The organism is Wolbachia endosymbiont of Protocalliphora sialia (assembly GCF_053891855.1).
On the sequence record NZ_JAIUJX010000004.1, the window covers coordinates 1 to 12,081 of the forward strand.

Genomic DNA, 12,081 nt, shown 5'->3' on the forward strand with positions numbered 1-12,081 from the left:
GTTCTGAAGTCGAGTGGGGAGAGGCGACTTTTCCCACTTAGATAACTACTTGAGCAGTTGTATCGTCATTAGAGTTAGCAGCACTTCCAACATGAGAAAAAGAAATAAATAATACTATAAGTAGAATACAAAAAACCTTTCTAATTGTAGGGTTCATCCCTATACCTTAAGTTTAAATATTATAATTATATCTAAAATAGTATAATTTTCAGTAAAACTAGCATTGTGATTTATACAATATTACATAGCAAACGATGTCTATTGGTTGTCAATCATTGCCAATTACTTGAGAACTTATTTCGACTTTCGAAAAAGAACAATAACACTTATGAGTAAAATTTCACATTACCACTTTTATGTGTTATGATAAGTTTAAATTTATAAAGAAAATAAAATTGAAAGAGTTGAGAGAGAACCGGATAGCAAGAACGAGAAAGTTTTTATCTTCACTGTTTTTTTTGCTGCTGATTGCTCTATCAATACGCAGTCTCTTATTTGAGCCATTTCATATTCCTTCTGGTTCAATGAAAAGCACTCTACTTGAGGGGGACTACATTTTTACTAGTAAATATTCATATGGTTACAGTAAACACTCTTTCCCGTTTTCTCCAAACATCTTTAGCGGCAGAATTTTTTATACCCCTCCAGAGCGTGGTGATGTAATAGTTTTCAAACCTACAAGAAATGATAGCATTAGATTTGTTAAGCGGGTAATAGGAATACCTGGCGATAAAGTGCAAATGATAGAGGGAGAATTGTACCTAAATGATCAAAAAGTAGAGTGGCGGCAAATTGAAAGTTTTTTTGATTATGAGTCAAAGCGTGATATAACAAGATACATAGAAACACTTCCGAGCGGTAAGGAACATGAGATTTTAATAGACAATGCATCCAATAAGCTATCACATAACACTCCAGTTTATTATGTACCTGATGATCAATTTTTTGTGATGGGAGACAATAGAAATAATTCTTTTGATAGTAGATTTCCTGAAATTGGGTTCATACCAGCGGAAAATATAATTGGACGCGTGAACATGGTTGGTTTATCGTTTAAATTAAGCAAAGTTGATTGGTTACCATTTAACTTTAGATTACCTGTTACCCTGAGATTTGACAGGATACTGCACAAAGTTGTGTAAATTCTATCTGTCTGATGATTCGCATAATTCTAAAGCAGAATTTTCTAACTCAGCGATAGCATTATTAATGTTGTTTAAGTCATTTTCCTGTAAAGCGTCTTTTGCGTTCTGTAGTAAAATTTTTAACTTTTGCTCAGTGGAAACATTTTCAACTAGATGTATGAGCTTGTTACCGTTAATTTTAGCCTCTGCAAGGGAACGAGCCTTCATGTCTTCATTAAAGTTACTTACTGACTGATTGACCATATCTTGAATATCTTCTTCACTTAAGCCAGAGCTTGAATTTATTTCAACTGTCTGTTCGACTCCAGTAGTTTTTTCTCTTGCAGTGACAGTCAATATTCCATCAATGCTAACTGTAAATCCTATTTCAACTTTTGCAGAACCTGCAGGCAATTTTGGTATACCTTTGAGTTCAAATCGTGCTAGAGATTTATTATCTTCTATCATTTCACGTTCTCCTTGACAAACGTGAATTTTCATTGCTGTTTGCCCGTTAGCGTAAGTTGTAAACTCTTTTATTTCTGAAACTGGTAGTGGTGTATTTCTTGGTATAATTTTTTCAACTATTCCCCCCATAGTTTCTATGCCAAGTGATAAAGGCAGCACATCAAGGAGAATATTCCTATCTTTTGAGTTTGAAGTTAAATAATGAGCCTGCAAAGCTGCCCCATTGGCAACTGCTTTGTCCGGATCCACATCATTCAGCACTTTATTGCCAAAGAGTTTGATTAGTGAATTTTGCACTAATGGCACTCTAGTTGCGCCACCAACTAAAATTACCCCTTTTATATCATCGATTTTAAGATCTATGTTGCTTATAGTACGAGTAACTATATTTATAGTCTTATTAACCAAAGGACTGATTGCTTGCTCGAATTCTTCTTTGGTAATTTTGCACTTAAATAATTCACCATTGATGCTGAATTCAAAAGTGCCAGAGGTATCTTCACTTAGGTACTCTTTTATAGCACGTATATTGCAGATACCAGTTTTAGTGTATGAATGTTGTAATTTGTAGGTAGTTGTATCAGATGGTGCAGTGCTTGACACTGGAATCCAGTTCTTATTATATAACTTTCTGGTGTGTTCACTTGCAATCAAACTTTCTGGATCCCAGTGTCGAAGCACTGGGATGACACTAGAGCATTTTTTATTTAAACCTACCTGTTCTCTATACTTTTCAAGCACGATTAAACTAAGTAGATGATCAAAATCATCACCACCAAGTTTAGTATCACCACCAACTGCAAGAACTTGAAACACTCCTTGATGTAATTTTAATATTGAAATGTCAAATGTTCCACCACCGAGGTCATAAACTGCATATATGCCACTGTTATTGTTCTTTCCAATGGAGTAAGAAAGTGCTGCAGCGGTTGGTTCATTAATGAGGCGAAGAACATCTATGCCAGCTAATTTTGCTGCATATTTGGTTGCGTTACGTGCTGAATCATCAAAATAAGCTGGTACAGTAATCACTGCTTTGTTAACTTTCATCCCTGTGAATTTTTTTACCCTCTTGCATAGAGTTTTTAGTATCTCAGCAGAGATCTCAATAGGAGTGAGATACTTTTCTTCTGAGCATTTTACCCTAATAACTTTTTCACTTTCGTTATCTATTTCACAATTGATACCTTCTTTATGCAAGTCTTTAACACTTTTACCCATTAAGCGTTTTATAGAGCAGATAGCGTTTTCGCCAACATCGTAGCCTACTTTTAGTACATCCTTTTCATATGAAATGACAGAAGGTAATAGTTCACGACCTTGCTCATCTTTAAATATTTCTACATTGCCAGCTTTATTTACCATGGCAATTAAAGAGTTAGTAGTTCCAAGATCTATACCAAAAACTACCTCATTTGAACTTGGTTCAGAAATTTGAACTGGCCGCATTTTCCTTTATCTCCTCAAATGACTTATATAAATATCTCAATCTAAAAACTTGCGTAGCAGCTTCATCAAAATTTTTTGTAGCAAAAGCATTAATTAGGTTTTTAGTACAATCTTTTACCTTTTCATCAATCATCCTACTTGCAAATTGTAAATCATCGCAGTCTAGAAAGTATTCTCTTATTTCCATTGATTCATTTAATATTTCAGGATCAAGATGCTCTTTTTTGCTTTGTACGTCAAAAAGATCCAACAAATGTTCGGCACGCTTTAGCGGTGACTTCAGTACCTGATAAGCTTTGTTGATACTTTCCATATTTTTGGACTCTCTTTCATTTATATCAGTTTTGCTTAGCTCAATATATTTTTTCTCCAGCTCATCAAAGCTGATGTTAAAAGCCGGTTCAATTCCAAATAATGTGAAATGGTTGCTAGACATGAAAACTCTCTCCACAACCACATTTTCCTTTCTCATTAGGATTTTTGAAAATAAAACCTGATGAGAATTTTTCCTCTACATAATCCATTTCAGAGCCAAGGATAAACATGATAGATTTTGGATCGATCAGCACCTTGACTTTTTGATCATCACTGCAGCTTTCTTCAATTACCGACTCCAAAGGACGAACATCATATGCATATTCAATATCATATTTTAAACCAGAGCATCCTTTTTGCTTAATTAGAACTCTTATTCCTATTGCTTCTTCAAGGTTAGCATGCTTCTTTTTGTCCAATAAAAACCTTACCCTCTCTACTGCATTTGCAGTTAGAGTGATAGGTTTTTTAACAGAATTTACTCCTTGAAATTCACTCATATTCCTCAATGTTTTTGTTTATTTTGATAATCATGAATAGCAGCTTTTATAGCATCCTCAGCAAGTACTGAACAGTGTATCTTTACTGGCGGCAAAGACAATTCTTCCACTATTTGAGTATTCTTTATCTTTGTTACATTCTCAATAGTTTTTCCTTTGATCATTTCTGTAAGCAAAGAACTTGAAGCTATAGCAGAACCACAACCAAAAGTTTTAAATTTTGCGTCTTCAATAACACCTTTATCGTTGACCTTTATTTGCAGTTTCATTACATCTCCGCATGATGGTGCACCAACTAAACCAGTACCAACATTTGGATCATTTTTATCCAGAGAACCAACATTCCTTGGATTTTCGTAATGATCTAAAATTTTCTCATTATAACTCATAGATTACCCGTAAACCATTACTTACATTATAACATATTTAGGTTAAAAACTAAAGTAAAATACACTAGCAAGCGGTACATTTTACTCACAAAATATATAGGTTACGAGTGTATTTACTTTACAAATACATATAGTGCATGTCATTCTTTATATGGTAATTTTAGAAGGAGTATTTCTTGAGTTTATTCAGTAATCTTTATCAAGGACTATTAAAAACCTCCTCCCGTTTTAGTGATGGAGTAAAAAATATTTTTTCTGGCAAAAAAAAATTAGATCAGTCGCTTTTAGATGATCTGGAAGAGCTGCTGATTAGCATGGATATAGGTCATAAAACTTCTAGATTGCTTATTGATAAGCTCGCAAGTATCAAATTTGAATCAGAAGTTGAACATAACATTATCACACAGCAGTTAATGAGCGAAATAGAAACAATATTAAACCCTGTTGTGCAGCCGCTCATTTTGAATAAAAAACCACACATAATAATGGTATGCGGAGTGAATGGTAATGGAAAAACTACAACTATAGGTAAACTTGCCCATAAATATAAGGAAAAAGGAAAATCCGTTATGCTTGTTGCGTGCGACACATTCAGAGCTGCTGCGAGTGAGCAATTAAATATTTGGGCAGAACGTTCTGATTGCTCTATTGTTACTGGAGAGCACGGTAGCGATTCTGCAAGTGTGGCATATAGAGCTGTAAATCAAGCGATAAAAGATATCGTTGATGTTGTTTTGATTGATACAGCAGGAAGGCTACAAAACAATGTAAATCTCATGCAAGAGCTGTCAAAAATACATAGAACGATAAAGAAATTGGATGATACTGCTCCTCATGATGTTATTTTAGTTCTTGATGCAACTACTGGCCAAAATGCTTATAGCCAATTAGAGGCCTTTAGTAAAATGGTTGGTGTTACCGGGTTAATTGTAACAAAGCTAGATGGTACTGCCAAAGGTGGAGTAGTGATTGGGCTTGCAGAAGCTTATAAGGTGAAATTACACGCTATAGGAATTGGTGAAAATATAGAAGACCTGAGGGAATTTACTGGCAAAGAGTTTGCTGAAGCGCTGTTTAAATGTGATTGAAGATCTCTTTAATTTTCTCATATGACCAAGCTTAATTATCATGAGAAGCCGTTTTTAGATGGTATCATTCCAGTACTTCCTATTTGAGTAGCCTTTTCTTGTCATCCCAGTCTGGGATCCAGATTGCAAGTGGGTTGGGTGAGCCGTTAACGTATAAAAATTACTTCCGCATATTTTCAATCTCATTATAATTACAAATAGAGATATTTTAAGAGCTCAAAATCTATCTTTAGTCTGCAGACTTTTTAATCAAACTTATTAAAGAATGTATTCTTCAGTGTATATCTGTCGTATGTGCACTGCATTTTTTTCTAACTCTTTTTTACACAGGAGGATTTTATGTCCAGAATTCCAGATACTTGACCTTTACTTTAGCTAAAAACCAACTGGTACCTATGGTTTTAGAAAGTGTAGGAAATAGAAACGTTTCTGTTTTTTGAGTAATTAAAAACCACTTCAGCTTGTCACTCATGCCTAAAAAGTTATTATATTAATGTAATATTGATACTTGTATACCAACATAAATATATTTTAAAAATTTAAGGAGTATATTATGACAATGTCTACCACAAATTAGTGAGAAATTAGCAGCTAGAGCAAAAAGTCTCTTTGATGAGAGCGAAAAATTATTGCTTATAGCAGAGGAAATATATAATCAAGATCCAATGAATTTTTAATTACAGTAAAAACAGTAAAAAAAGAAGCCAGTGTCACCTACTCAGATGACATTATGGAAGCTGGGATAACATCCTTCCCACAAGCAAAATGTTCATGCAGATAATATTTAACTGTGATTGAAGATCTCTTTTAACTCTTTTATATGACCAAGCTTAATTATCTCAATATCATGAGAAGAATAATTGCCATTTTTAGGCATAATCGCTTTTTTAAATCCTAATTTTTGTGCTTCCCTTAGCCTGAGATCAGCATGCGAAACATTCCTAATTTCTCCTGAAAGTGCAACTTCACCGCAGATTATTGAAGAAGTTGGTAGCGGTAAATTTACTAAACTTGAAATAAGGGAAGCAGCAACAGCAAGATCAGCTGATGGTTCCTGTATTTTGAGTCCTCCTGCAATGTTTAGGTATACTTCTTTATCATGCAAAAACATTTTACAACGAGCACTTAGAACCGCGATTATCATAGCTAATCTATTAATATCCCAACCAACTACTGCTCTTCTTGGAGTTGCCATATTAGTCCTTGCTATTAATGCTTGCACTTCCATTAAGATTGGTCTTGAGCCTTCAATTCCTGCAAATACGGCGCTGCCAACTACTTCTCTATCATGTACGGTCAAGAATAATGATGATGGATTATCAACAGGCATGAGTCCTGCTTTAGACATCTCAAAAACACCAATTTCATTTGCAGGGCCAAATCTATTTTTAATAGTACGTAAAATGCGATATTGATTACTATTTTCACCCTCAAAATATAGTACTGTATCTACCATATGCTCCAGGGTTTTAGGTCCCGCTATTTGTCCATCTTTCGTTATATGGCCAACTATTAAGAGAGAAACACCATATTGCTTTGCAAGAACAGTCAATTCATGAGCGCAGGTACGGACTTGAGTTACAGTTCCTGGTGCTGATGTGACTTTGCTATCATACATAGTTTGTATAGAATCAATTATCAAGAACTTAATACTTTTATTTTTCCTTATTGTTGCTACTACATCAGTTAAAGATACTGTAGATAAAAGCTTAATTTTAGGTTCATTTATCTTAAGACGCTTTGCTCTGAGGCTCACTTGCTCTAAAGATTCCTCGCCAGATACATAAAGACATTCAAAAGAGGAAAGTTGTACAACATTAGCTGCAATCCTAAGCAAAAGAGTAGATTTTCCAATTCCAGGTTCACCACCAATTAAAATGCTAGCACCTTGAACGATACCTCCACCAAAAACTCTATCTAACTCTTCTATTCCTGTTAAAAAACGATCGGGGGTAATAATTTCACTATCTGATAACGCTTTTATTGAAATTGGTGCAGATGTACTTCTCGTTTCTGTTTTTAGTACTATTTCTTCGACAACCGTATCCCAACTGTCACATGCAACACACCTTCCTACCCACCTTCCAGTGCTATGACCGCAGAATTGACATACGTATGCAGTTTTCATAAAAGCCAAAATTATAATTGTAATAAAAATTAGCTAAATAAGTGAAATAAATTTAAATAGAGAAAATTACCAATCACACTTTTTACCTTGTGGTTTTATTTGCAATATTGCTACTAAGCTGACTAATAAGCAAAAAATTACATAAAGCCCAGCAGCAAAGTCTATTTTAGGAAACATTATAGTAAACCAAGTGCATATCATAGGAGTAAATCCACCATGCAGGGCATAAGAAATGTTACGTGATAAACTCACACCACTAAATCTAACATTAGTAGGAAAAAGCTCAGCAGTAACTATCCCTATAGGATTAATACCCCTCTCGATTATAGAAAGAGCCATCACACTCAACATAATTATTAGGTAGCTTTTATAGTAATATGCAATAGATAACATAGGACAACATATTACCATTGTTATCACTATAAATAAGATTGCAGTGCGTTCTCTTCCTGTTTTATCAGCTAAAATTCCAAGCACTATTGAAGATATCGGCATTAATATACTGGTTATAATGAGTACAACTTCGTTGACATACGTTGTTACATAAGTTTCAACAGACACTATTTCTTTTGCAATTGTTCTAAGAAATATGGTAAATCCAACAGCAACATTAACAGGTACAGATATTAAAATGGCAAGTATCAGGGCTCTTTTATAGCGTTTTGTAAGCTCTATTATTGGTACATTAGGTAAATTTCTTTGTTCTCGATTTTTTTCATACGCTGGAGTTTCTCCTAGTGTATATATACTACATGCGCTTATTAATCCTAAAATAGCTGAAAAAATAAACGGCAGCCTCCAACCCCAAGCGTTAAAATCAGTGGTTTTTTTACAGATGATCACTGCAACGACAGAGAGCAATATGCCAATGGAGCGACCAAAACTTATTATTCCAAAAAACATTCCTAGTTTTTTCTTATTAGGTAAATGCTCTATGAGATAAACAGAGCTACCTCCTTGCTCAGCGCCAAGTGCAACCCCTTGTATCAGATGGATTGTAAGAAGCAACATAGTAGAGGTTATTCCTATTTTACTATAACTTGGAATAAACGCAACGAGACTAGAAGGAATCGATATTAGCAAGATAGCAATCGTTAACGCCATTCTCCTTCCATACCTATCACCAATGTGACCAAGTACGAATGCACCAAGTGGTCTTACCATAGCGCCCAGTCCTGCAATTCCAAACAATTGCAATATGCTGTAGTAGATATCTTTTGCATAACAAAATTCTCTACTAATTATATTAACCAGATCAATAAAGAGCATATGGTCATACCATATTGCGATTCTACAGAGTATTGTTGCAATCAATACTCTTGTTTGTTGATTGTACACTTAGTTTAATCTGTAAATGTCTACTTATTTTTATTTTGGCTGCTTTTTAGAACTTTGCAACTCAAGCGTATGGCTTACATGTAAATATTATTAAAATTGGAACTTGCATAACCAGCCAGTCTGGGATCAAATAAGAAAATCTGGTCATGCGCTGGAATGACATGGTGGAATGTCCTTCTTGTCATTCCAGTACTCCTTTTCTTGTCATCCCAGTGCTCCGACACTGGGATCCAGTTAAATTTACGAGTATAAAAGTAATCAACGTTTCTGATGATGGAAAAATGGATCCCAGTGTCGGAGCACTGGGATGACACCTCTCTTAAATTACTTTAGCTACAAATATCAAGAAATTTACCAAGTAGAAAAAAGACAAAAGAAACCCCCTATTAGCTAGCTCTAATCCTGAAAATTGGCCTGTCTTAAACAGCTCGTTTCAGCTTATATGGTTAAAAAACTGGAAGTTTTGTAAAGAAATAAGATGCACATAGTGCAAAAAATTAAAAATAAGACGACAACTGCGTTATGCTTTTGTCGTTTAATCTCCACAGACGAAGATAAATAGTATAGCGTTATCCTTATGGTAAGGAAGTTGGGGAAATTTGTAAAGTAGGCTCTTTCATTAGGTTTTTTGCTAACATTAAAACAATTCACTTAAAAAACTGAGAAGACCATTAAAATATTTTTTTACTTTTTATTCTATATATTTCAACATATTACCTTTAAGTACTAATAATTATGGCATTATTGATAGTTGAGTCGCCGGCAAAGGCAAAGACGATAGGTAAATATTTGAGTAAAGAATTTAAAGTGGCTGCATCCTTTGGCCACGTCAGAGATCTGCCAGCGAAGAATGGTTCTGTTGATCCTGATAATGACTTTGCCATGAAGTATGAGATTATTGAAAAAGCAGAAAAGTATGTAAAAGAGTTAGTCAAGGAAGCTAGTAAAACATCAGATATATACCTTGCAACAGATCCAGACAGAGAAGGGGAAGCAATAGCTTGGAATGTGATAGAGGCACTAAAGGAAAGAAAAGCAATCAATGATGAAAGCAACATTCATAGAGTAGTCTTTAACGAAATAACAAAAAAAGCAGTGCAAGAAGCTATAAAAAATCCACGTGAAATTAATATGGACTTAGTGCGTGCACAGCAAGCACGCAGAGCTTTGGATTATCTAGTTGGATTTAGCTTGTCACCGCTGCTGTGGACAAAATTGTCGGGAAGCAAATCTGCAGGGCGAGTGCAGTCTGTTGCATTAAAGCTTATATGCGAACGAGAGGATGAAATCAGTAAGTTTATAACACAGGAGTATTGGAGCATAAAGGCAGAAATGCAAAATAGCAAAGATGAGGCTTTTTTTGCTATGCTGAGTCACTATGACAATAAGAAGCTAGAAAAATTTGATATTAAAAATGAAGAAGAGGCAAAGAACTTAGTCAGGGAGATCGAGTCAAGGCAGTATGCTGTAAGCACAGTAGAACGCAAGCAAGTTAAGAGAAACCCGCTTCCTCCATTTATCACCTCAAGTCTTCAGCAAGATGCAGTGAATAAACTGTATTTTAATGTGAAAAATGTTATACGAGTAGCGCAAAATTTATATGAAGGTATCAATATTGGTGGTGAAATCGTAGGGTTGATAACTTACATGCGTACAGATGGGTTTCATATTGCAGATGAGGCTATAAACTCAATTAGAGGGTCAATTAAGTCGTTATATGGTGATAAATATTTACCGCAGTCTCCTCGTAAATATGTAAAAAAGGTCAAAAATGCTCAAGAAGCACATGAAGCAATCCGGCCAACTGATATTAATAGAACGCCGGGTAGTATTAAGTATTACTTAACGCCAGAGCAATTTAAATTGTACGATTTAATCTGGAAAAGAACCATTGCAAGTCAAATGGAATCGGCGATTCTTGATCAAGTGGTAGTTGAAATTAGTTCTATTGACCAGAAAGTGATTCTGCGGGCAAGTGGATCAAGTATATTCTTTGATGGTTTTTATAAAGTCTATCAAGATAACATGGAAGCCGAAAATGAAGGCCTGCTACCTGCCATGAAGGAAGGGGAAGCATGTAAGCTGATTTCAGTTGAGCCAAAACAGCATTTCACTCAACCGCCACCTCGTTATAGTGAAGCAAGTATCGTTAAAAAAATGGAAGAAATCGGTATAGGTCGCCCGTCAACTTATGCAACAATTATTTCAGTATTACAAGATCGTGAGTATGTTTCATTGGATAACAAAAGATTTATTCCAAGCAGCCGCGGTAAAATCGTTACTATATTTTTAGAAACTTTTTTTCAGCGTTGTGTAGAGTATGACTTTACAGCACAAATGGAAGAAAGGCTTGATTCAATCTCAAATGGACATGCAGATTGGAAAAAAGAACTAGGCTATTTTTGGGTGCCATTTTTTAATCATGTAAATTCTGTTAAGCAAATGACACATGATGAGATTTTTAGTGGTATTCATGATTTGGTAGTCAATTGGTTTTGCTCAGAGGAAGGAAAGGAAGAAATAGGTAAAAAATGTCCTAATTGCTCTGGCGGTATATTGAAATTAAATTTTGGAAAAGCCGGTGTGTTTCTTGGATGTTCTAACTATCCTGAATGCAACCATACAAAAGAAATTACGGGCAGTAATGACAATTCAGAATATCCAAAAAGTTTGGGTATAGATGATGTGACAGGCCAAGAGGTAATGATCAAAAAAGGTCCTTTTGGACTTTATCTGGAGTTTAATAGTGAGTCAGAAAAGAAAAAAAAGATTTCTGTACCAAAAGATATAAATGTTAATGATATTGATCTAAATACCGCCACTCGATTACTTTCCCTGCCGAAAATAATCGGAGAGCACCCTGAAACTGGAAAAGAAGTAAAAATAGGTCTTGGACGATTTGGGTACTATATTCTCTATGATGGTCGATACTTTTCTCTTAAAAAAAGCTCTAAGGAGGTATTAGACACACAATTAAACGAAGCTATACAAATTATTGAGAGCAGCCCACGCAAAGAGCTAAAATCTCTTGGTTTTAATGAAAAGGGAAAAGAAGTTTTTATCTGCAACGGTAGGTACGGATTCTATATAAAATGCGGTAAAACAAACGTTGCTTTGGGCAAGAATGCAGATATTGAAAGTATAGATCTGAAGAAGGCTTTAGAGTTAATTAAGAATAAAAAGTAGACTTCTTGCATAACCATTCTTTATATGTTCTTTATTGTTGTTCCAGCGCTACACGCTGGAACTATAATGCACCCCATAAACTAGACCAAAAAAAAA

Annotated in this window: 10 protein-coding genes and 1 pseudogene; 4 read left to right on the plus strand and 7 right to left on the minus strand. The window is 34.9% G+C overall.

All coding sequences use genetic code 11. The features are described 5' to 3' along the window. Window positions 1-43: 43 nt before the first annotated feature. Window positions 44-157, minus strand: a pseudogene (locus tag LB100_RS03085) (TrbC/VirB2 family protein); the annotation flags it as partial. A 199-nt stretch (window positions 158-356) separates the two neighbouring features. Here LB100_RS03085 and lepB point away from each other — a divergent pair. Further along, complete coding sequence (lepB, locus tag LB100_RS03090; protein ID WP_456201421.1) at window positions 357-1,142, plus strand: signal peptidase I; 786 nt, start codon at window positions 357-359, stop codon at window positions 1,140-1,142. 3 nt (window positions 1,143-1,145) lie between these two features. Here lepB and LB100_RS03095 read toward each other — a convergent pair whose 3' ends face one another. From LB100_RS03095 to iscU, 4 genes are read right to left on the minus strand one after another with little or no spacing between them, the layout of a single operon-like run. Beyond that, window positions 1,146-3,041, minus strand: coding sequence for an Hsp70 family protein (locus LB100_RS03095; RefSeq protein WP_456201422.1), 1,896 nt, complete (start codon window positions 3,039-3,041; stop codon window positions 1,146-1,148). Beyond that, complete coding sequence (locus LB100_RS03100; RefSeq protein WP_265022219.1) at window positions 3,019-3,477, minus strand: iron-sulfur cluster co-chaperone HscB C-terminal domain-containing protein; 459 nt, start codon at window positions 3,475-3,477, stop codon at window positions 3,019-3,021. The genes LB100_RS03095 and LB100_RS03100 overlap by 23 nt, the downstream gene beginning before the upstream one ends. Beyond that, window positions 3,470-3,856 (minus strand): HesB/IscA family protein, encoded by a 387-nt coding sequence (locus LB100_RS03105; protein WP_006012614.1) that lies wholly within the window; start codon window positions 3,854-3,856, stop codon window positions 3,470-3,472. Before LB100_RS03105 ends, LB100_RS03100 begins: the two co-directional genes overlap by 8 nt. Before the next feature lie 5 nt (window positions 3,857-3,861). Continuing rightward, window positions 3,862-4,245: a Fe-S cluster assembly scaffold IscU gene (gene iscU / locus LB100_RS03110; RefSeq protein ID WP_007302620.1), complete on the minus strand. Its 384-nt coding sequence runs from the start codon at window positions 4,243-4,245 to the stop codon at window positions 3,862-3,864. Window positions 4,246-4,421: 176 nt separating this feature from the next. Here iscU and ftsY point away from each other — a divergent pair, with 176 nt between their 5' ends. Then, window positions 4,422-5,333: a signal recognition particle-docking protein FtsY gene (gene ftsY, locus LB100_RS03115; protein ID WP_456201425.1), complete on the plus strand. Its 912-nt coding sequence runs from the start codon at window positions 4,422-4,424 to the stop codon at window positions 5,331-5,333. A gap of 784 nt (window positions 5,334-6,117) precedes the next feature. Here ftsY and radA read toward each other — a convergent pair. Together radA and LB100_RS03125 are read right to left on the minus strand one after the other, a co-directional pair. Continuing rightward, the gene (gene radA / locus LB100_RS03120; RefSeq protein WP_456201426.1) at window positions 6,118-7,461 is read right to left on the minus strand and encodes a DNA repair protein RadA; all 1,344 of its coding nucleotides are present in this window, start codon (window positions 7,459-7,461) and stop codon (window positions 6,118-6,120) included. A gap of 66 nt (window positions 7,462-7,527) precedes the next feature. Continuing rightward, window positions 7,528-8,799, minus strand: a complete 1,272-nt coding sequence (locus tag LB100_RS03125; protein ID WP_456201428.1) for an MFS transporter — start codon at window positions 8,797-8,799, stop codon at window positions 7,528-7,530. 146 nt (window positions 8,800-8,945) lie between these two features. Here LB100_RS03125 and LB100_RS03130 point away from each other — a divergent pair, with 146 nt between their 5' ends. Beyond that, complete coding sequence (locus LB100_RS03130) at window positions 8,946-9,110, plus strand: hypothetical protein (RefSeq protein ID WP_456201429.1); 165 nt, start codon at window positions 8,946-8,948, stop codon at window positions 9,108-9,110. A 424-nt stretch (window positions 9,111-9,534) separates the two neighbouring features. Beyond that, window positions 9,535-11,985: a type I DNA topoisomerase gene (gene topA, locus LB100_RS03135; RefSeq protein ID WP_456201431.1), complete on the plus strand. Its 2,451-nt coding sequence runs from the start codon at window positions 9,535-9,537 to the stop codon at window positions 11,983-11,985. Window positions 11,986-12,081 lie beyond the last annotated feature (96 nt).

Coding starts and splice junctions, on each gene's coding strand:
- LB100_RS03100 (WP_265022219.1), bottom strand. CDS start 3,477: ATGTCTAGCAACCATTTCACATTATTTGGAATTGAACCGGCTTTTAAC.
- lepB (WP_456201421.1), top strand. CDS start 357: ATGTGTTATGATAAGTTTAAATTTATAAAGAAAATAAAATTGAAAGAG.
- LB100_RS03105 (WP_006012614.1), bottom strand. CDS start 3,856: ATGAGTGAATTTCAAGGAGTAAATTCTGTTAAAAAACCTATCACTCTA.
- LB100_RS03095 (WP_456201422.1), bottom strand. CDS start 3,041: ATGCGGCCAGTTCAAATTTCTGAACCAAGTTCAAATGAGGTAGTTTTT.
- radA (WP_456201426.1), bottom strand. CDS start 7,461: ATGAAAACTGCATACGTATGTCAATTCTGCGGTCATAGCACTGGAAGG.
- LB100_RS03130 (WP_456201429.1), top strand. CDS start 8,946: ATGCGCTGGAATGACATGGTGGAATGTCCTTCTTGTCATTCCAGTACT.
- topA (WP_456201431.1), top strand. CDS start 9,535: ATGGCATTATTGATAGTTGAGTCGCCGGCAAAGGCAAAGACGATAGGT.
- iscU (WP_007302620.1), bottom strand. CDS start 4,245: ATGAGTTATAATGAGAAAATTTTAGATCATTACGAAAATCCAAGGAAT.